The organism is uncultured Tenacibaculum sp. (genome assembly GCF_947498805.1).
Taxonomy (GTDB): Bacteria; Bacteroidota; Bacteroidia; order Flavobacteriales; family Flavobacteriaceae; genus Polaribacter.
Genome location: NZ_CANMLT010000006.1, coordinates 21,456 through 40,928 on the forward strand (window position 1 = coordinate 21,456; position 19,473 = coordinate 40,928).

Sequence of the window (19,473 nt, forward strand, 5' to 3'; positions counted from 1 at the left end):
AAAAACTCTTTTTCATAACAAATAGGGGTAAAATATGAAAAACCTAATTCCGGCATTATTAGCAACCATCTTAAGTTTTGGAGCTACCACTTTTGCATTGAATACGTTAAATACTGATGCATTAACAAAAAGTAGTTCAAACACTAAAGTTGCTAAAGAAAAAACTGCCAAAAGCGACAAAAAGAAAACGACCAAAACAAGTAGTAAAAAAACAACTTCTAAATCTACAAACGAAGCTGACAACATTCAAAAAAGTTTTGATAGTTGGAATGCTTATACCAAAGAAAATGTAGATTTAATGTCAACCTTCAACGCTTTAGATGAAAAGGGAGATGACATTAAAAAAAGTATCTTTTTAACCTTGTTAAGAACAGGAGCTTATATTCCTGTAAAAACAACAAAGAACGATAAAGACTATTACCAATTAACGGCTTTAAACTCAGATGCTGATGCAAAAATCAAAAAATCTATTAAGAGTAAAGCTTCTATTGCGCATAGTTATTTTAAGATGGAAGGAAAGAAACTTCCTGCCTATGACTTTGTAGATTTAAAAGGAAAATTTCACAACAAAGCAGATACCAAAGGTAAAATACTCGTTCTAAAATGTTGGTTTATTACTTGTAAAGTTTGCGTTGAGGAGTTTCCGGAATTAAACGCTTTAGTAGATAAATATAAAGATGAAAACATAGATTTTGTAAGTTTAGCTTTTGATGAGAAAGAAAAACTTGTAGAGTTTTTAAAGACGAAACCATTTAAGTTTTCTACCATTCCACTACAAAAGGATTATATGTCTAAAAAATTAAAAGTGAAGCAATATCCTTCACATTTAATTGTGGATGCCGATGGCAAGATTTTAAAAATGGTGAACAATGTAAAAACACTAACTTCAGAACTAGAAAAAATCTTAGAAAAATAAAAAAAGTCAGCTTTATGCTGACTTTTTTTATTTTTCTAAAATCTCTTGAATATTTGGCTTAAAGTAATTAGGCCCTTTTAAGACTTTTCCATCTTCCCTATAAATAGGTTTTCCGTCTTCACCTAACTTACTCATATTACTTCGTTGTATCTCATTAAAAACTTCTTCTATCTTATGTTGCATACCATGCTCTATAATAGTTCCACATAAGATATATAACATATCTCCTAGTGCATCTGCTACTTCCACCAAATCGTTATTCTGAGCAGCTTCTAAATACTCTTCATTTTCTTCTTTCATTAAATTAAATCGAAGCATGTTTCTATCTTCTCCAATGTTAGCCGTTGGCTCATTCTTAATTCCTAATCCGAATGCCGAGTGAAACTCGTGTACTGCGCTTATTTTGTTTTTCATTCTTTTACCTATCTATATAATTCCTAATTCTGTTTGTACTTTTTTAAAATCAAATGAGTTCCAATCTTCAATATGACTTTTAATTCCTTCTTCCTTAAAATCAGCCAAGTTTTTATTTCTAATTCCTAAGAAATGTAAATCTAAGTTTTTAGCTGTTCGTAAATCCCAAATTCCATCTCCTACCGAAATAATACTTTCAAAATCCTCTACATTAAAGTAATTTTTTGCTTTATTAATTGCAGCTGTCACAATTTCCTCTCTCGTATAAAAACTACTTGCTGTTTCTACTACATCAGGTATAAAATTTATTTGGGCTTGTTGTAATTTTATGAGTGCTGGCTCTAACAATGAGCCTGTAGCAAAACAAATAGCATAATTGGTTTCTTTCATAAAAAAGTCTATGATATTCCCTGCTCCTGAAATTTCTTCCGTTTCTGATAACTTAAGTAAATGAGCCGTCATTTTCTCTTCAAACGGAGGCATTAATGAGAAGTCAAATTCTTTATTAAAATTACGCTCGTAATTTTTCTTTAGAATATAACTATCTGTCATGTTTTTATAAGATTTCCAATCTTTATTAATCTCGGTAATCCCTGAACTAATCATTGCTTCTACAAACGCTGTTTGATGCTGATTCTCACTTTTAGTTAGTGTATCGTCTATATCAAAAACGATTAAATTTTTCTTTTCCATAAATTATGTTGCCATTTTTAACATCCAAGAAGGAACTAGTTTTAATACCCAAGCTATCAATCGCCATCTTTTTGATATATAAGCCACTCTCCTTCTCTTCTTTATTGCCGTATAAATTTGTTTTGTTGCTTTCTCTAAAGGAACCATCCAAAAAATACCATCACCTAATGCCATTGCCGTATCTACAAACCCAGGTCGAATGTCTGTTATAAATACTTTTTTAGATTTGATAGATTTAGTTTTGATATATAAACTTTCTAAATACGCTTTTTGATAAGCTTTTGATGCAAAATATGATGGTGCAGCTCTATTTCCTCTTAAGGAAGCAATAGAAGAGATTCCTACTAGATGACCAAACTCTTGTTCTCTAAATAAGTTATAGGCCAAATCATATAGCTTCGTTACCCCCACTACATTCGTTTGAATGGTTTCGTTTTCTATTTCCCATTCTAATTTGGAGTTTACAGACCCTACTCCTGAAGATTGAATAATAAGATCAACACTACCAAACTCTTCCACTATTTCATGAAACACCTTCTCTAACTCCTCTACTTGTTGAATATCATTTTGCTTTACCAATATTTGCTCTGGGTAAGCATCCTTCAGTGCTTCTAGTTTTTCTAATCTACGACCAGTTATAGCAACTTGATAGTTGTCTTTTATCAATAACTCAGTCAAGGCTTTTCCTATCCCAGAAGTTGCTCCAAAAACAATAGCTTTCTTCATTCGTATAAAATTAAGTATGGTTTATATTATTCTGAAAACAAGTTCAGAATAGGCTACAATTTACAAATAGTATTTCTACAATTATCTCATAGATTCTATGTAATTTTGCTTAAAAATATAAAATATTATGTTTACACTTATTGCTGCTAAAATGTTTACTACTGGTCGAATTATATTTGCTAGTATTTTTGTAGTTGCTTTTATTGCTCTAATGCTTTTTAGCTATAGAAAAGATGCAAATAACAACAAAAAGCATTATCAAAACGGAGCCTTATACGTAGCTATTGGAATTATTACCGTTATTGGTTTATTATTTCTTTCTAAATTTTTAATCAAAGGTTAGTTCATAGGTAATACCTCATCTAACTTATCATGATCTAAAACAGTATATCCTTCTTCATCAAAACTAAAAGAACGGATGTATTTTACTCCTGATTTAAGGTCAGCAAAATCATACGAAGTAATTTGATATACTTTTTGTCCAAATGACTCTTCATGATATTGAATAAGCACATACAGCTGTGCTTCTAAATTCTCTATTTCTTTATCTGAATATTTAAACAAAGGGCTTTTCTCATCTATTTCGTGTACAATGGTCCAAACTGTTGGTAAGTACATTATTCTATCGCGTTCAAGTTTTAATCGATAGAATTCTCTTTGATACTCTCCTTCTTTATTTTTTTCATTTACTGAAAGTGTTACTGTTATCTCTGGCTCGATCATAACCGTTTTTCTACTATTCATTAAACGAAACATGATTGCTCTATGTTCTTTAAAATCTCTTAAAATTACTGTTTCACTAAAATGAATGGCTGCTTTTGCCTTTGAAAACCTTCCGTACAACAGCCCTGTTATAAATGAAAAGCTCAATAGACCTATCATAGCTTCAAAAGCTGCAATCATATTTGCAGTTATTCCTTGCGGTGCAATTCCCCCATACCCTACAGTTGTTAAAGTTTGTGCACTAAAAAAGAATCCGTTTAAAAAGTCATCTAAAAAATTACCTTTCGATGGTGTTATTTCTTCAATACCGATTGCCATGTATACAAAACCAAAAACAATATTCAACAAGGTATAACCTAGCAGCACAAATAAAAAAAACTGCCACCAAGTAAGCTCTATAAAAAACGTATATAAATCGTCTATATTAAACTTCTTGTTTAAGTGAATTACATTAGAACTTCCGTCTTTATTTACAATTCCTTGGATATTTTTCTTTGAATTATACCCTAATCCAGGGTCTTTAATCTTCTTTGCCATACTACTTACTTTCTGATTTTAAAAATACAAAAAACCGACACTTTGTAAGCATCGGTTTTTAAATTCAATTATAGCTCCCTTTTAAACGATTCTTAATTAAAATCAGAATAACGTTTATAGGTATGCTTAGTTCTTTGTTGGTAAGAAGCTATAGTTCTTAGCATAAAACTTCATTTGTTCTTCAAAAGTTTTAGGCTGTGCTATTTTAATATCTGTAATCTTTCCTTCTGCGTCCATTACAGGCTCTAAAACTGGATTTACAAATCCACTATAAGGAGCTGATGTAAATTGCTTATTACGATCTAATACTTCTTTATGAATTGCTTGATCTACTTTTACACCATACCCTTCTACTAAAGCCTTCGCAGCTTCAAAATCTCCTTCAGACTTAATTCTTTGTGCTTCTTTTAATAAGCTTCCGAAGATATCACGTAACTTCATATAATCGTTTACTACAAAAAATGTTTTACCATCTTTTACTACTTTTTCAATTACGTTGTCTTCCTTTCCTTGCTCAAAAGCCCAAGCTGATACCCATTGACGGTTTACCATGTGATCTTCTTCAATATCATCACCTAAATTGATACGAATTAACTGCGTCATTAATCCATTTCTAATATATCCGTCATAAGCAGCCTTTCCTACTTTTTGCCAATCATCTACCAATCCTAACTCTTGCAATTTTGGATCCATTAAATAATACAACCCAACTAAATCTGCTCTACCTTCTTCCATCGTAGAAGCATAGTTCTTTAAGGTTTCTTTTGGCTGTCCAATTCCGTCATTAATTTTTCCAGAAGCATGACCAATTACCTCGTGTAATGCCGTGTGTAATTTATCTGCTAACTTTCCGTATTTAATCTCTAAATCAATTTCTTCTTGATCGTGAGCAAATTCTTTTAAACGTCCAGTTCCTCCAGCATTGTTATAAGAACCAATAATGTTTCCTAATGATACCGACTTAGATCCATGCTCTTGACGAATCCAGTTATTGTTTGGTAAGTTTACTCCAATTGGTGTACTAGGTGATGCATCTCCTGCTTCTCCTGCAACGTTTACCGTTTTGTAAGAAACTCCTACAACATTTTGTTTTTTATGTGCTGGAGATAAAGGTGAGTTATCTTCAAACCATTGTGCATTGTCTGACAATACCTTCATCTTTTTAGACATGTCAAAATCTTTAATTTCAACAATTGTCTCGTAAGAACCTCTATATCCTTTTGGATCATTATATACTTCAATAAACCCGTTAATCCAATCAATATTTCCTTCGGTAGATTCAACCCAAGCAATTGCATATTGATCCCAAGTATCTAAGCTTCCAATTTTATAATACTCAATTAATAATCCTAAAGCTTTTGCTTGCTTTTCATTTTCTGCAACTCCTTGTGCTTTTTCTAACCAATAAATAATTTTATCGATTGCAGCTCCATACATTCCACCAGACTTCCATACTTTTTCAACAAGCTTTCCATCTTCTTTAACTAATTTAGAGTTTAATCCTGCCTCTACTGGCTTTCCTTCTGGACCTTTGTATGCAGTTTCATAAAATGTTTCTACATCTTCACTAGTAATATCTGGTCCGTAAAAGTTAACTGCAGATGCCAATACATTATCAACTCCTGCCTTTTTGTTTACTTTTTTATTGTCTTCATCATTAAAGATAACCGCTAAAGCTTCTGCTGATAATTCAGTGTTTGTTTCTTTTAATAATCCTTCTAAATATTCTTTAGAGAACTCAGCTTTGATCTTATCATTTGAATAATGGTGGTGAATTCCGTTTGAAAACCAAACACGCTTTAAATAAGTCGTGAACTTTTTAAATTCTTCTGAATTTCTATCTCCTTTAAATTCGTCGTTTACTTTTTCTAAAGCTCTTCTTATTTCTAAGTTATGACGGTAGTTTTGATCCCACATAATATCACGCCCAGCTAAACCTGCTTGCGTTAAATAATACACTAACTTTTTTTCTTTAAGTGTCAATTGATCAAAACCTGGAATTTGATATCGTAGTACTTTGATATCAGCAAATTGCTCTACTTCGTATTCGAAAGCTTTTTCTTTTTTTGTTGCTACCTGTGGTTCTTTTTTATTTTCTATGACACAGGAAACCAATAAGCTTGCTGCTACTGCAGTGCAAAGCATATATCTTAATTTCATTGTATAAATATTTAAATTGATTTGTTGGAGGCTAAAGGTACAAATTATACTTCGTTATAGCGGAAACAATCCGTTGTGTGATCATTTACCATGCCTGTAGCTTGCATGAATGCATAGATAACTGTTGAGCCTACAAATTTAAATCCTCTCTTTTTTAAATCTTTTGAAATCTTATCAGATAATTCGGTTGTTGCTGGTACATCTTCTCTTTTTTCAAAGGCATTTTTAATTGGCTTCCCATCTACAAACCCCCAAATATATTTTGAAAAAGAACCGTATTCCTCTTGTACTTTCATAAAAGCCTCTGCATTACTAATAGTCGCCTTTATTTTTAATTTATTTCTAATAATTCCTGCATTTTGCAGCAACTCATTAAACTTATCTTCTTCGTACTTGGCTATCTTTTTATAATCAAAACTATCAAAGGCTTCTCTAAAGTTTTCTCGTTTTTTTAATACGGTAATCCAACTTAATCCAGCTTGAAAGGTTTCTAGTATTAAAAACTCAAATAAACTATCATCATCATATACCGGTACTCCCCACTCTTTATCATGGTATTCAATATATAAAGGATCTTCGCTTACCCAAAAACATCTTTGCTTCATTTTTATTTGTTTTTTGTTGAAAATTACTGTTAAACAAGTTAAAAATCAATGAAAAACGGAATAATTTTTGCAACTTTATCTTTAAAGTTTTAGCGATTATGAAAAAATTACCACACATATTATCATTAGTTATTATTGGGTGTATTTTATTTGCCTGTGCCTCAAACCCAAGTAAAGTTTCTTCTAACCAAAAAGAAGAACCCGTTGTAATAAAAAACGATAGCTTAGAATATGAGATTATTATTATTGATCCTGGGTTTACTAATTTTTTAAATACTGCCGCTAGACCCGTTGGTTTTTACTCTCAAACTTATTTAGAAAATAGAAATCGTTTGTTAGTTCCTGTTTGGAATTACCGTGTACAAACACCAAGTCAATTTAATCCGAATATTTATGAGAATATCATCAACTATCAACCTACCATTAATTATGGTTATGATGTAAATTATAAGCTCTATAATTATTTTGTATTTGCCCAGCGAAAATACAATATGAATTTAGGGGTATTTGGAAGCACTTTACCGCGTTAATGCTATCTAATTGATAAGCATTAAATAACGTATATTTGCCCCAAAAAATAAACCATATGAATTTTTTAAGAAATTTATTAGCCTCTATTTTGGGCTTCTTTATTGCCTTATTTTTAATCTTTGTATTCTTCTTTATTATAGCTGCTATTGCAGGAAGTGGTGATGAAGTTGTTGTAGATAGTAATTCTGTGCTAGAAATCGATTTGTCTACAGCTCTTAAAGATTATGCTCCTAAAGAGGATAACCCTATTGCTGAAGCCTTAGAATTAACTGATGAGAAACTATCGTTAAATAAAGTTTTAAATGCTATTGAAAATGCAAAAAGTGATTCTAAGATAAAAGGAATTAGTATTCAATCTACTTTAGTTTCAGCTGGTATTGCTCAAACCCAAGCGATTAGAAAAAAGTTAGAAGAATTTAAAGAGAGTGGAAAATTTGTATATGCATATAATGATTTTTATACTCAAAAGAATTATTACTTAAGTTCTGTTGCAGACAGTGTTTTCTTAAACCCTGCAGGTACTATTGACTTTAAAGGTTTAGCTACTGAGATTTTATACTATAAAGATTTTGAAGATAAATACGGTATCAAGATGGAAGTAATTCGTCATGGTAAATATAAGAGTGCTGTAGAACCTTTTTTATCTAATGAAATGAGTGAAGCTAACAGAGAGCAAACCACTTCATTTTTAAAATCTATCTGGTCTCAAATTACCAAAGACATTAGCAATACTAGAAATATTTCTGTAGAAGATTTAAATACGATTGCTGATAATTTAAACGGAAGAACTCCTACCCTAGCTCAAGAAAACAAACTTATAGATGGTATTATTTATAATGATGAATATCTTGATAAGTTAGATACGGCTATTGGTACTGAAGCAAGTACTATTTCTTTAGAAGAATACATTCAGGCTGGAAAAGGATATATTTCTTCAACAGCTAAAAACAAGATTGCTGTTATTTATGCTCAAGGAGAGATTATTTATGGTGAGGGTGACGAAGATCGTATTGGTCAGGGACTAATTAATAAAGCTATTCGTAAAGCTCGAGAAGATGATAAAGTTAAAGCCATTGTTTTACGTGTAAATTCTCCTGGAGGTAGCGCCTTAACTTCTGAATTAATTTGGCGTGAATTAGAATTGACTAAAAAAGAAAAACCAATTGTAGTTTCTATGGGTAATGTTGCCGCTTCTGGTGGATATTATATTGCTTGCAATGCAAATAAAATTATTGCAGAACCAACTACGATTACAGGTTCTATTGGCGTATTTGGAGCAATACCAAATGTACATGAACTTGCCAATGATATAGGAATCAATGCAGAACAAGTTTCAACTAACAACAGCCCAAGTTATAGCGTTTTTGAACCTATGAGTAAAAGGTTTTACGACGTAACAAAAGAAGGTGTTGAAGATATTTACAAAACGTTCGTAAACAGGGTTTCTGAAGGTAGAAACATGACCTTTGAACAGGTTAACGAAATTGCTCAAGGTAGAGTTTGGTCTGGAACGGAAGCAATTGCTAATGGATTGGTAGATGAATTGGGTGGTTTAGAAACGGCAATTATGGCTGCTGCGGATTTAGCAGAAATTGAAGACTATAAGATTAGAAACTATCCGAATTATCATACAGATATAAAAGACGCTTTTAAGTTATCTCCTTTTGGTAAAGTTTCTAAAGAAGATATTATTAAAGAGGCTCTTGGAGAGGAAAACTTTAGACTATATAATAATATCAATCAACTACGAAATCTAAAAGGTATTCAAGCGAGGCTTCCTTTTATAATCGATATTAAATAAACTAAAAAAACCTCGAGAAAATTCTCGAGGTTTTTTATTTATAGATAGTTTACTTGTCTTCTAGATAGTTCTTGATCTGCTTTTTTACGACTTCTTTCACTACTACATCTTCTTCTAAAAAAAGCTCCAATAGTACCGACTTCACCTTATCTTTAAATTCGATTTTAGTATACTCTAGCGGAGTGTCGTTAAGAATGGCTGTTTTATCATTTTCTAAAAACATACTTCCTTTACCGGTTAACAACCATGTTGGGTCTATTTCGGGAAATGTTTGTAGAATTTTGTTTAACACATTACTTTTAAATGCAGATTTTCTTCTTATAGCAGAACCTATAGAGTTGTTAGAAACATTGATCAACTCTTCGAAAGACCTAATATTTAACCTTTTATGAATAATTATTTCTTCAACTCTTTTATATGTTTCATCGATAAACTCACTCATCAAAACAATAACTTTTTTCTAATTTATTTGAATTTTGTTTTCTTTTCAGAATTTTGTTCGTATCTTTGTTTTATCACAAGTACAAGACACGTACAAATATAATTTAATTGTGACGTGTTTTATAAAAAATTAGCTAGAGTTTTTATGATTACAAACACACAACGAAATGAATTAGAAAAAATTAAACCTCCCAAATACAGGGAGAAGGTACAGGAATACTTAACGCAACAAGGCCATCATTTTTCTTTAGAAACGATACAAAAGGTATATTCTGGCAAAAGAAGCAACTTGATTGTAGCAAAAGGTATTATTATTGTTTTTAACGAATACTTTAAGGAAAAACAGTCTGTACATTTAAAGCTCAACAATTTAATTAACCAAATTAACAAAGATGATAAGCCTATGAAGAAATAAAAACAAACAAAACGCTAAACCTACTTACACAAAGCACACTTTATAGTTTTTACTCCTTAAACCTATATTTCTCTCCACTTTTAAGGATTAACTAATGTAAACCCTCCTCACTAAAATTTTAACAAACACATAATTCTCTGTAGTACAGATACTACGGACAGGGATTATACACACCAAAATTATACGAAAACAACACTTTTTTCTAGAAGCATGGTACAAACCGTGTTTTCTAGACAGGTGTTATACACGCTAACAAAATTCTAATCAGAAGAGAAAATAGAAAACTGTCATTAAAATTGGGGTACTTCTGCTTAGCTATTCTTTTGTTATAGCCAGAGAGACTTTAATTTTATTTATGAAAGGGAAGAATCAAAATACTCAAAAAGACATTATAGTAAACATCTTAGTAAATGCTAATACCTTTGTTACTAAATGTAACAACTTTCTTAACAACATGCTAGATTATAGCATTGAAAGCCTACAAATTGTAGAGGAGGAGATTTTAGAAAAAGTATCTAAAAATCTACAAAACTATGATGAAATTATGCAATCCTTCATCATCAATCAAACCGGAAGTTACATTTTTGAGGTAGCAAGAAGGAATTTTGGAGGAAAATACTATTGGTATGATCCTTTAAATCAACCAATGTTAATTACGGGTCAGCCCATTTTTGAGGTTTCAATGGTAGCTTTTGAAAAAGTAAAACAACGAATAGAAAACGGTAGCAAACACAATATACCCTTCTTTTTTAAAGGGTACACTCACAGCGTAAGAACAGCTAAACAAGGTGATCAAATAATGATATATTAATATCGTATTCCTACAAAAACGTAACTAATGCTTCATAAAAACCTTTAGGATTTTCTGCATGAAGCCAGTGCCCTGCATTGGCCACTGTTTTAATGATTGCTTTTGGAAAATGTGCTTTTATCAAAGGTTCTTCATCGGTAGAAATATACCCTGAGTTTGCTCCTCTTAAAAACAAGGTTTCTCCTTCGTACATTGTAAAAGAAGGCAAAGCTTCTCCTACTTCGCTATTGTTTTCTGTGAGCGATTTTAAATTAAAACGAAAAGCCAATTCCGTTTTATCCTTTCTGTACACGCTTTTTAATAAAAATTGACGTACTCCCGGCTCAGGTATTAATTCAGCAAGTTTTTCATCTACCAACTTTCTTGAGTTTTGTACAGCAAAATCAACAGAGTTTAATGCTGCTAAAATATCATGATGATGTGGCGGATACATTCTTGGAGAAATATCAGCCACAATTAACTTCGTTACAAGTTCTGGGTATTCGGTAGCAAAAAGCATGGCCGTTTTCCCTCCCATAGAATGACCTAGTATATAAACATTCTCTAACTCATGATGGGCAATGTAATTATATAAATCTTCTACCAACAACTCGTAATCAAAGGCATCTGCATGGAAACTTCTTCCATGATTTCGTTGATCTATCAAATGTACTTCATATCCATCTTCAGCTAAAGCATTCGCATGAGTTTTCCAATTGTCACCCATTCCAAAGTACCCATGAAGAATCAACAAAGGTTGTCCGTTTCCTACAATACGTGAATGAAGAATTTCCATAAATTATTTTAATCTGTGTAAATACATATTTACCACATTCTGAATTCCTAAATAGATACTTTCAGAAATTAAAGCATGCCCAATAGACACCTCTGCTAAATGAGGAATATTTTGTTTGAAAAACGCAATATTCTCAAGGTTTAAATCATGCCCTGCATTGATTCCTAAGCCTAAATCATGTGCTAATATAGCAGCCTCTGTATATGGCCTTACAGCATCTTTATTTCCTTTTTCAAACTCAGAAGCAAAATGCTCTGTGTACAACTCAATTCTATCAGTTCCTGTCTTTGCAGCTGCCTCAATAAGCTTTAGATCGGTATCTATAAAAATAGAAGTTCTAATTCCTGCATTTTTAAATTCACTAATAACCTCTTGTAAGTATGATTGGTGTGTTACCGTATCCCAACCTGCATTTGATGTTAATACATCTTCTCCATCTGGTACTAGGGTTACCTGTGTAGGATTCACCGCTAAAACCAAATCCATAAATTGTTGAATTGGATTTCCTTCAATATTATACTCTGTAGTAACAATTGGTTTTAAATCATAAGCATCTTGATAACGAATATGACGTTCATCTGGTCTTGGATGTATTGTAATCCCCTCAGCCCCGAACTCCTGAACATCTGTTGCTACTTGTAATAAGTTAGGTACATTACCTCCTCTCGAATTACGCAAGGTGGCTATTTTATTAATATTTACGCTTAACTTTGTCATCTCATAAATTTAAGATGCAAAGGTAACGCATTCCAAGATTTTAAACTATATTCGTAGTAATGAATATTAATGATTTCATATTAAAAGAAATTAAAGCACTTAAACTAAGTAATACCGTAAAAAGTGCTCAACAAATGTGTAAGGATTTACCTATTACACACATACCTATTGTTGAAAATGGAAAACTCATAGGTTGTTTACCTGAGAGTGATATTCAAACAATTGAAGATAATAACCAAACACTACAAGAATATTCTTATTTACTAGATCATTTCCATACACACGAAAAAGCTACATTACTAGATTTAGTTGTTTTGTTTGCCGATAATGATTGTAACCTAATTCCTGTATTAAACAAGAACATGAATTATATTGGTTACTATGAACTAGGTGATATTCTGGATGCTTTTGCTGATAGCCCATTTTTGCACAATGAGAGTGAAACACTGATTATTGAGAAAAACAGAACTGATTACTCAATGAGTCAAATAGCTCAAATTGTTGAAGCAAATAATGCGCAGCTATTAGGACTTTATATATCCTCTCAAAATCAAGATAACGTGCAGGTTACCTTAAAAGTCACTTCTGAAGAAGTAAACGAAATCATTCAAACTTTTCGTAGATACAATTATAATGTTGTTACGCAACATGAAGATGATACCTATTTGGAAGAGCTTAAAGACAGAGCTGAATATTTGAGACGATACTTAGACATGTAAAATTGTCTTTAAACTAATCAATTTTTATTACGTGAAAAAAGTAGCCATTTACGGACAATCCTATACGATTACAGCCGAGAAAGAAATACAAATATTATTAACTTCTTTAGAAAAATATAATACCGAAGTATTTTTTGAAAAAAGTTTTTACAACCTATTAACAGAGAATAATTCTTTACACAAGACCTACCCTGTTTTTTCTCATTTTAACGACCTTACCAATGATTTTGAATGTATGTTCACTATTGGAGGTGATGGTACTATTTTAAGAGCAGTAACTTATATTAGAGATTTAAACATTCCTGTAATGGGTATCAATACCGGAAGATTAGGGTTTTTAGCCACTGTACAAAAGAATCAGATTAAAGAAGCAATTGAACAGCTTGTTAATAAGGAATATCAAATTCAAGAAAGAACTGTATTAGAAATAGAAACCAGTCCGAAAACTAATGAGTATTCAGAATTAAACTTTGCTCTTAATGAAGTAACCATTGCAAGAAGAAACACTACCTCTATGATTGGTGTTAGAACCTATCTTAACAATGAATACTTAACCAATTACTGGGCAGATGGTTTAATTATAGCAACTCCAACAGGGTCTACAGGCTATTCGTTAAGCTGTGATGGACCAGTGATATTACCAAATGCTAAAAATTTTGTTATAACTCCTATTGCTCCGCACAATTTGAATGCGAGACCTATGGTAATACCAGATAATACTACCATTGAATTAGAGGTTAGTGCTAGAGAAAAGGATTTTTTAATTTCTTTAGATTCAAGAATTACCACCGTACCTCAAGAAACAAAAGTTAAAATAAAGAAGGCCAATTTTACTATAAAAAGCATACAGCTTAACAAGCAATCTTATTTAAAAACTCTTAGAAGTAAACTCTTGTGGGGCGAAGACACCAGAAATGAATCTATTTAATCAAAATCCCCTTACAATAAAACGCAGAAAAAAAAGTTAATCAAAAAAGACATATCATTAACTTTTTAAAGCAAATTCAATTATCTATATTTGCACGCTATTATTATAATGGGAAAACGTATTTTATTTATATTATTGTTAAGTTCAGTAAGCTTTTTACAAGCTCAAAGTCATGAAATTGGGGTTTTTCTTGGAGGCTCTAATTACGTCGGTGACATTGGAAGAACAAACTATTTATACCCTAACGAATTTGCTGGGGGTATTGTGTATAAATACAATCTAAACCCAAGAATAGCCCTAAGAGGAAACTACAATCTAATTCCAATTTCTGGAAATGATCAAGATTCAGAAAATCTATACAGACAACAATTCGGAAGAAGTTTTACCAATACGGTTCACGAATTTGCTGCTGGTGTAGAATTTAACTTTTATGAATATAATATTGCAGACTACAGAACTTCATTTACCCCTTATATATTAGCACAGTTTGCAGCTATTAATTACAAAAGTCCTGGACGTTTAATTAACGCAAATACTATTGAGTTAAAAAACACTTTTTCTTATGCTCTCCCTGTAGGAATAGGTATTAAAGGAAGGTTAAGTGATGATTTAGCCTTTGCTTTAGAAACTGGTGCCAGGTACACATTTACAGATAAACTAGATTATAGTACAAGCGAAATTCCATCATTAGATTTCGAAGGAAATGGAAATGACTGGTATTTTTTCACAGGTATTTCAATTGTTTATACCTTTGGAAGGCCAGCTTGTTATAGCGGATTAACAGAATAAACATATGTCAGAACTACTACAAAGCATTAATTTACAAAACACGCCAAATCATATTGCCATTATTATGGATGGTAATGGTCGATGGGCAAAAGGTAAAGGGATGCAACGTGTATTTGGACACAAAAATGCTTTAACAGCAGTTCGCGAGGCCGTTGCAGGAGCCTCAGATGTTGGAGCTAAATTTATTACACTATATGCTTTTTCAACTGAAAATTGGAATCGTCCAAAATTAGAAGTTGATGCCTTAATGAGTCTTTTAGTTAATTCTCTAAAAAAAGAACTCCCTAATTTTCAAAAAAACGGAATAAGAGTAAATAGCATAGGTAATATCGAACAATTACCCTCAAAAGCAAGAAAAGTTTTATCTGAAGTTATTAAAGCTACCGAAAACAATTCAACAATCACCCTAACTTTTGCATTAAGCTACGGAGCGAGAGAAGAAATTGTTAATGCTATCAAAAACATATCTAAAAAAGTTGTTAATAACGAATTAGATATTGAAAAAATAGACGATAAAATTATAAATAATCATTTATATACGTTTAATTTGCCCGACGTTGATTTGATGATCCGCACAAGTGGAGAACAAAGAATAAGTAATTTCTTATTATGGCAAATGGCATACGCAGAACTTTATTTTACGGAGGTTTTGTGGCCGGATTTTAGAAAAGAACATCTTTTTAACGCAATATTAGATTACCAAAACAGAGAAAGAAGATTTGGAAAAACCAGTGAACAGATTGAAAGTAATGAATAGATATTCGTTTTTTATTGCATTTTTATTAACCGTTTTTACGGTAAGTACGCAACAAGCACAAGATATAACTCCTAAGGACAGTACGCAGACCAATGTTATATCATACGAAAAGGGTAAAGAATATATTTTAGGGGGAATAGCCGTTACTGGATTACAAAAATTTAGTGAACAAACTGTTAGAGTATATACCGGTTTAATTATCGGTCAACCTGTTAAATTACCAGGAGATAAACTTACCAGTGCCATTAAGAAATTATATGAGAGTAAACAGTTTAGTGAGGTAGATGTTTACCTTTCTAAAAGAGATGGTAATACCGTGTACTTACAATTCAATGTTATTGAATTACCACAACTTACCAATGTTACTATTACTGGTGTGAGTAAATCAAAAGCTAGAGAGTTACAAAAAGAAACCGACCTGAAAAAAGGAACAATGGTTACCGATAACCTTATTGTTACTACCAGAAATTTCATTAAGAAAAAGTACACAGACAAAGGTTTCTTAAAAACCAAAGTAACTTTAGATACTAAAAAAGATACTACCGATATCAATACAGTAAGTATGAAAATATTTATTGATAAAGGAAACCGTATCAAAATTAAAAACATTACGTTTAAAGGTAATGAAGCTTTTTCTGATGGAAACTTAAGAGGTGCCATGAAAAACACTAAACGTAAAATGATTGGTCGTTTCTGGAAAGCTTCTAAGTATATCTTAGATGATTATAAAGAAGATTTAGAAAAAATATTAGAGAAGTATAGCGAAAAAGGATATCGTGATGCTCGAATCATTTCTGATAATCTTACTTGGAATGATGACAATACAATTAACTTAGAAATTGCAGTAGAAGAAGGTAGACAATATAGATTTGGAGAAATTAAATTCATCGGAAATCAAAAATATACTGATGAATTCCTTCATCAATTCTTACGTATTGACAAAGGAGATCTTTATAACGGAAAAGTATTAAAAGAAAGAATTTCTGGTGATGGAACTCCAGATTCTCAAGATATTCAAACATTATATCACAACACTGGTTATTTATTCTCTCAAGTAAACGCAGTTGAAACACAGGTAAAAAACGACTCTATTACTGTAGAGATTCGTATTCGTGAAGATGAGCCTGCAACTATTAAAAAAGTAACTGTTGTTGGTAACGAAAAAACCAATGACCATGTTATTTTTAGAGAATTAAGAGTAAAGCCAGGTGATTTATTCAGTCGTCAAAACATTATTAGATCTATTCGTGAAATTGGACAGTTAGGTTTCTTCGACACGAATGTTACTCCAGATGTAAAACCTAATTATCAAGATAAAACTGCTGATATTGAGTTTAGCGTAACTGAAAAAGGAGGAAGTCAAATAGAACTTCAAGGAGGATACGGTGCTGGATCATTTATCGGTACATTAGGTTTATCTTTCAACAATTTCTCTATTAAAAACCTTTTCAATAAAGAAGCTTATAGACCATTACCTATGGGAGATGGACAAAGCTTATCTTTAAGATTACAAGCAGCAAGAACATACGAAACATATAGTTTATCTTTTAGTGAACCATGGTTAGGAGGAAAAAGACCACAATCTTTATCTTTCTCTCTATATTATTCAAATCAGTTTAGATTTGATTTCCGTACCAATCAAGTTTTAAAGGACCAAAATTTAAGTATTATTGGAGCCTCGATTGGATTAGGAAAGAGGTTACAGTGGCCAGATGATTACTTTACACTTTCACAAAGTATCAGCTACCAGAGAATTGCCTTAAACAACTATCAATATAGAGTAGGTTCTTCTAATGATATTTTAAATCAAGGAAACTTAAACAATTTAGCATATAATATTGCTTTAAGCCGTAATTCTGCAGGACCAAGTTTAATCTTCCCTACATATGGTTCTGAGTTTACTGTTAGAGCTAAAGCAACTTTCCCTTATTCACTTGTAAACGGAAAAGACTTTACAGCTCCAGACAACCCAACAGATCAACAGAGAAACGATTATTTAGCTGATAAATACCAATGGTTAGAATACTATAAATTATCTGCAAAAGGTAAGTGGTATACCGCACTGGCAAATAAATTAGTTTTAATGTCTAATTTTGAAGTAGGATATTTAGGTTCTTACAATAGCAAGTTAGGATTAACTCCAGTAGAAAGATTCTTTGTTGGAGGTGATGGTATTGCACAAGGACAGTTAGATGGACGTGAAATTGTAGGATTAAGAGGATACGAAAACAATAGTTTATCTGATTTAGACGGAGGAGCTATTTATAATAAATTCCAGTTAGAATTACGTTATTCTATTACAGATAAACCTTCTGCATCTATTTATACATTAGGATTTTTAGAAGCAGGTAATTCTTATAGCAATTTTAGTGAATTTAATCCGTTTAAACTTAAACGTTCTGCTGGACTAGGTATTCGTATATTTATGCCTGCCTTCGGATTATTAGGAATTGACTTTGCTCATGGTTTCGATCCATTACCATTAGTAGACCAATCTCTAAACCCAACAAAGTCTGGCTGGCAAACACATTTTATTATTGGAAGACAGTTCTAAAAAACCTTACATTTGTAATGTGTCTGGTTTTTGGCACGGTTTTTTCTAAACACATTATACAAGATGAAAAAAAACATTTTATTAATCGTTCTTTTATTTACTAGCATTTTTAGCTTTGCTCAAAAAAATCAGCGTATTGCGTATATAGACATGGAGTATATTCTTCAGAATATCCCAGAATATATTACCGCTCAAAATACACTTAATGATAAGGTTGAAAAATGGAGAAAAAGGTTAGATGACGAAGCACGAAAGATAGAAGTTTTAAAAACCGATTTAACCAATGAAAAAGCAATTCTAACGAAAGATTTGATTGATGAACGTGAAGAAGACATTACTATTAAACAAGAATCTTTACGCAGATTAGAATCTTTATATTTTGGTCCAAATGGTGACATGTACAATCTTAGAAAGCAATTAATAAAGCCTGTACAAGATCAAGTATACAATGCGGTTCAAAATATAGCATCAAGAAAAAAGTATGATTTTGTTTTTGACAAGTCAAGCGAGTTGGTGATGCTTTATTCAAATAAAAAACACGATATTAGCGACCTTGTTGTAAAATTGATAAACATTGATCAAAGAAAACAAGAAAAGAAAGATAAAATTGCTGCTAAGAAAGAATTATTAAAAAACAATAATGTATCTGAAGAACAAGCAGCAAAACTTGCTAAGAAAGAAGAATTAAAGAAGAAGAGAGAAGAAGCAAGATTAGCTAGAATTAAACAAATAGAAGAAACCAGAAAAGCTCGTTTAAAAGAAAGAGCCGATAAAAGAAAGTTACTTTTAGAGAAAAAAGCAGCGCTTAGAAAAGCTCAGGAAGAAGCTAAAAAGAAAGCTGAAGAAGAGGCAAAAAAGCGTAAAGAAGAAAAGGATAATAAAGACAATTAATCAAGAATAAAAACAATTATTTAATTAAAACAACAAAGAATGAAACATTTAAAAACGTTATTATTAGTTGCAATTTTTACAGTTGGTTTGGGTGGTGTTGCGAATGCACAAAAAATAGCACATATTAACACTGATAAATTATTAGCTGAAATGCCTTCAACAAAAGCAATGAAAGCTGATTTAGAAAAATTAAACAAGACTTACCAAGACGAGATTGAAGGAATGTTTAAAAAATATCAGGCTAAAGTAAATAAATACGAAGCAGAAGGAAAGAATCAAACAAAAGAGGTTAACATTAAAAGAGCACAAGAAGTTCAAGAAGATGCTAGAAAGATAGAACAAGCTAGACAAGCTGCTGCTCAAGAAATGCAAAAGAAGTACCAAGAAAAAACGTTACCTATTTTAAAGAAAGCAGAAGAAGCTATTAAAGCAGTTGCTGCTGAAAAAGGAATCATCTACGTATTAGATGCTGCTCCAGGTAAAGGATTAATCGTTTACGACAAAGGAGAAGATATCTACGGTGCTGTAAAAGCGAAATTAGGATTCTAATTTTAATAAAAAATATATATA

The 19,473-nt window shown here is 31.7% G+C and carries 22 protein-coding genes; 13 read left to right on the plus strand and 9 right to left on the minus strand.

Going from position 1 to position 19,473, the window contains the following annotated elements:
- Positions 1–34 precede the first annotated feature (34 nt).
- Positions 35–916: a TlpA disulfide reductase family protein gene (locus Q0873_RS12830; RefSeq protein WP_299107907.1), complete on the plus strand. Its 882-nt coding sequence runs from the start codon at positions 35–37 to the stop codon at positions 914–916.
- A gap of 27 nt (positions 917–943) precedes the next feature.
- Here Q0873_RS12830 and Q0873_RS12835 read toward each other — a convergent pair whose 3' ends face one another.
- The 3 genes from Q0873_RS12835 to Q0873_RS12845 are packed head-to-tail and all read right to left on the minus strand — an operon-like array spanning position 944 to position 2,749.
- Complete coding sequence (locus Q0873_RS12835) at positions 944–1,330, minus strand: nucleoside triphosphate pyrophosphohydrolase family protein (RefSeq protein ID WP_299107908.1); 387 nt, start codon at positions 1,328–1,330, stop codon at positions 944–946.
- Between the two features lie 12 nt (positions 1,331–1,342).
- Positions 1,343–2,023: an HAD family hydrolase gene (locus Q0873_RS12840; protein WP_299107909.1), complete on the minus strand. Its 681-nt coding sequence runs from the start codon at positions 2,021–2,023 to the stop codon at positions 1,343–1,345.
- A gap of 3 nt (positions 2,024–2,026) precedes the next feature.
- Entirely contained in the window at positions 2,027–2,749 is a 723-nt protein-coding gene (locus Q0873_RS12845; protein ID WP_299107911.1) for an SDR family NAD(P)-dependent oxidoreductase, read from the minus strand.
- Between the two features lie 127 nt (positions 2,750–2,876).
- On the opposite strand from Q0873_RS12845, the gene Q0873_RS12850 reads away from it, so the two are divergent.
- Complete coding sequence (locus tag Q0873_RS12850) at positions 2,877–3,092, plus strand: hypothetical protein (RefSeq protein ID WP_299107912.1); 216 nt, start codon at positions 2,877–2,879, stop codon at positions 3,090–3,092.
- Here the strand turns inward: Q0873_RS12850 and Q0873_RS12855 are convergent.
- The 3 genes from Q0873_RS12855 to Q0873_RS12865 all read right to left on the minus strand — a co-directional run bounded on the left by Q0873_RS12855 (position 3,089) and on the right by Q0873_RS12865 (position 6,774).
- Positions 3,089–4,009, minus strand: coding sequence for an ion channel (locus tag Q0873_RS12855; RefSeq protein ID WP_299107913.1), 921 nt, complete (start codon positions 4,007–4,009; stop codon positions 3,089–3,091). The genes Q0873_RS12850 and Q0873_RS12855 overlap by 4 nt on opposite strands.
- Positions 4,010–4,135: 126 nt before the next feature.
- A complete protein-coding gene (locus tag Q0873_RS12860) occupies positions 4,136–6,169 on the minus strand; it encodes a dihydrofolate reductase (RefSeq protein ID WP_299107915.1) in 2,034 nt (677 codons plus the stop codon).
- A gap of 44 nt (positions 6,170–6,213) precedes the next feature.
- Positions 6,214–6,774 (minus strand): DNA-3-methyladenine glycosylase I, encoded by a 561-nt coding sequence (locus Q0873_RS12865; RefSeq protein ID WP_299107917.1) that lies wholly within the window; start codon positions 6,772–6,774, stop codon positions 6,214–6,216.
- A gap of 98 nt (positions 6,775–6,872) precedes the next feature.
- Here Q0873_RS12865 and Q0873_RS12870 point away from each other — a divergent pair, with 98 nt between their 5' ends.
- On the plus strand, positions 6,873–7,304 hold the full coding sequence (locus Q0873_RS12870) for a DUF6146 family protein (RefSeq protein ID WP_299107919.1): 432 nt from the start codon (positions 6,873–6,875) through the stop codon (positions 7,302–7,304).
- Between the two features lie 56 nt (positions 7,305–7,360).
- Complete coding sequence (sppA, locus tag Q0873_RS12875; RefSeq protein WP_299107921.1) at positions 7,361–9,106, plus strand: signal peptide peptidase SppA; 1,746 nt, start codon at positions 7,361–7,363, stop codon at positions 9,104–9,106.
- 49 nt (positions 9,107–9,155) lie between these two features.
- Here the strand turns inward: sppA and Q0873_RS12880 are convergent, their stop codons facing one another.
- Positions 9,156–9,548 carry a hypothetical protein gene (locus Q0873_RS12880; protein ID WP_299107924.1) on the minus strand — a complete coding sequence of 131 codons (393 nt, stop codon included), beginning with the start codon at positions 9,546–9,548 and terminating at the stop codon, positions 9,156–9,158.
- A gap of 144 nt (positions 9,549–9,692) precedes the next feature.
- On the opposite strand from Q0873_RS12880, the gene Q0873_RS12885 reads away from it, so the two are divergent.
- Entirely contained in the window at positions 9,693–9,962 is a 270-nt protein-coding gene (locus Q0873_RS12885) for a hypothetical protein (RefSeq protein ID WP_299107927.1), read from the plus strand.
- A gap of 355 nt (positions 9,963–10,317) precedes the next feature.
- On the plus strand, positions 10,318–10,773 hold the full coding sequence (locus Q0873_RS12890; RefSeq protein WP_299107930.1) for a hypothetical protein: 456 nt from the start codon (positions 10,318–10,320) through the stop codon (positions 10,771–10,773).
- Between the two features lie 10 nt (positions 10,774–10,783).
- On the opposite strand, the gene Q0873_RS12895 is transcribed toward Q0873_RS12890, so the two are convergent.
- On the minus strand, positions 10,784–11,548 hold the full coding sequence (locus Q0873_RS12895) for an alpha/beta fold hydrolase (protein WP_299107933.1): 765 nt from the start codon (positions 11,546–11,548) through the stop codon (positions 10,784–10,786).
- 3 nt (positions 11,549–11,551) lie between these two features.
- On the minus strand, positions 11,552–12,265 hold the full coding sequence (locus Q0873_RS12900) for a pyridoxine 5'-phosphate synthase (protein WP_299107936.1): 714 nt from the start codon (positions 12,263–12,265) through the stop codon (positions 11,552–11,554).
- 59 nt (positions 12,266–12,324) lie between these two features.
- Here Q0873_RS12900 and Q0873_RS12905 point away from each other — a divergent pair, with 59 nt between their 5' ends.
- The 7 genes from Q0873_RS12905 (at position 12,325) to Q0873_RS12935 (ending at position 19,452) form a co-directional block, all read left to right on the plus strand.
- Positions 12,325–12,984: a CBS domain-containing protein gene (locus Q0873_RS12905; protein ID WP_299107938.1), complete on the plus strand. Its 660-nt coding sequence runs from the start codon at positions 12,325–12,327 to the stop codon at positions 12,982–12,984.
- Positions 12,985–13,015: 31 nt separating this feature from the next.
- Complete coding sequence (locus Q0873_RS12910; RefSeq protein ID WP_299107941.1) at positions 13,016–13,912, plus strand: NAD kinase; 897 nt, start codon at positions 13,016–13,018, stop codon at positions 13,910–13,912.
- A gap of 108 nt (positions 13,913–14,020) precedes the next feature.
- Positions 14,021–14,701, plus strand: coding sequence for a DUF6089 family protein (locus Q0873_RS12915; protein ID WP_299107943.1), 681 nt, complete (start codon positions 14,021–14,023; stop codon positions 14,699–14,701).
- 4 nt (positions 14,702–14,705) lie between these two features.
- Entirely contained in the window at positions 14,706–15,458 is a 753-nt protein-coding gene (locus Q0873_RS12920; protein ID WP_299107946.1) for an isoprenyl transferase, read from the plus strand.
- Positions 15,451–18,012: an outer membrane protein assembly factor BamA gene (gene bamA, locus Q0873_RS12925; protein WP_299107948.1), complete on the plus strand. Its 2,562-nt coding sequence runs from the start codon at positions 15,451–15,453 to the stop codon at positions 18,010–18,012. The genes Q0873_RS12920 and bamA overlap by 8 nt, the downstream gene beginning before the upstream one ends.
- 63 nt (positions 18,013–18,075) lie before the next feature.
- On the plus strand, positions 18,076–18,903 hold the full coding sequence (locus Q0873_RS12930; RefSeq protein ID WP_299107950.1) for an OmpH family outer membrane protein: 828 nt from the start codon (positions 18,076–18,078) through the stop codon (positions 18,901–18,903).
- Positions 18,904–18,942: 39 nt separating this feature from the next.
- Positions 18,943–19,452, plus strand: a complete 510-nt coding sequence (locus tag Q0873_RS12935; RefSeq protein ID WP_299107952.1) for an OmpH family outer membrane protein — start codon at positions 18,943–18,945, stop codon at positions 19,450–19,452.
- The last annotated feature ends 21 nt before the right edge of the window (positions 19,453–19,473 follow it).

Excerpts from the sequence above, each read along its gene's own strand:
- Q0873_RS12830 (WP_299107907.1), top strand. The coding sequence starts at position 35 with ATGAAAAACCTAATTCCGGCATTATTAGCAACCATCTTAAGTTTTGGA.
- Q0873_RS12835 (WP_299107908.1), bottom strand. The coding sequence starts at position 1,330 with ATGAAAAACAAAATAAGCGCAGTACACGAGTTTCACTCGGCATTCGGA.
- Q0873_RS12840 (WP_299107909.1), bottom strand. The coding sequence starts at position 2,023 with ATGGAAAAGAAAAATTTAATCGTTTTTGATATAGACGATACACTAACT.
- Q0873_RS12845 (WP_299107911.1), bottom strand. The coding sequence starts at position 2,749 with ATGAAGAAAGCTATTGTTTTTGGAGCAACTTCTGGGATAGGAAAAGCC.
- Q0873_RS12850 (WP_299107912.1), top strand. The coding sequence starts at position 2,877 with ATGTTTACACTTATTGCTGCTAAAATGTTTACTACTGGTCGAATTATA.
- Q0873_RS12855 (WP_299107913.1), bottom strand. The coding sequence starts at position 4,009 with ATGGCAAAGAAGATTAAAGACCCTGGATTAGGGTATAATTCAAAGAAA.
- Q0873_RS12860 (WP_299107915.1), bottom strand. The coding sequence starts at position 6,169 with ATGAAATTAAGATATATGCTTTGCACTGCAGTAGCAGCAAGCTTATTG.
- Q0873_RS12865 (WP_299107917.1), bottom strand. The coding sequence starts at position 6,774 with ATGAAGCAAAGATGTTTTTGGGTAAGCGAAGATCCTTTATATATTGAA.
- Q0873_RS12870 (WP_299107919.1), top strand. The coding sequence starts at position 6,873 with ATGAAAAAATTACCACACATATTATCATTAGTTATTATTGGGTGTATT.
- sppA (WP_299107921.1), top strand. The coding sequence starts at position 7,361 with ATGAATTTTTTAAGAAATTTATTAGCCTCTATTTTGGGCTTCTTTATT.
- Q0873_RS12880 (WP_299107924.1), bottom strand. The coding sequence starts at position 9,548 with ATGAGTGAGTTTATCGATGAAACATATAAAAGAGTTGAAGAAATAATT.
- Q0873_RS12885 (WP_299107927.1), top strand. The coding sequence starts at position 9,693 with ATGATTACAAACACACAACGAAATGAATTAGAAAAAATTAAACCTCCC.
- Q0873_RS12890 (WP_299107930.1), top strand. The coding sequence starts at position 10,318 with ATGAAAGGGAAGAATCAAAATACTCAAAAAGACATTATAGTAAACATC.
- Q0873_RS12895 (WP_299107933.1), bottom strand. The coding sequence starts at position 11,548 with ATGGAAATTCTTCATTCACGTATTGTAGGAAACGGACAACCTTTGTTG.
- Q0873_RS12900 (WP_299107936.1), bottom strand. The coding sequence starts at position 12,265 with ATGACAAAGTTAAGCGTAAATATTAATAAAATAGCCACCTTGCGTAAT.
- Q0873_RS12905 (WP_299107938.1), top strand. The coding sequence starts at position 12,325 with ATGAATATTAATGATTTCATATTAAAAGAAATTAAAGCACTTAAACTA.
- Q0873_RS12915 (WP_299107943.1), top strand. The coding sequence starts at position 14,021 with ATGGGAAAACGTATTTTATTTATATTATTGTTAAGTTCAGTAAGCTTT.
- Q0873_RS12920 (WP_299107946.1), top strand. The coding sequence starts at position 14,706 with ATGTCAGAACTACTACAAAGCATTAATTTACAAAACACGCCAAATCAT.
- bamA (WP_299107948.1), top strand. The coding sequence starts at position 15,451 with ATGAATAGATATTCGTTTTTTATTGCATTTTTATTAACCGTTTTTACG.
- Q0873_RS12930 (WP_299107950.1), top strand. The coding sequence starts at position 18,076 with ATGAAAAAAAACATTTTATTAATCGTTCTTTTATTTACTAGCATTTTT.
- Q0873_RS12935 (WP_299107952.1), top strand. The coding sequence starts at position 18,943 with ATGAAACATTTAAAAACGTTATTATTAGTTGCAATTTTTACAGTTGGT.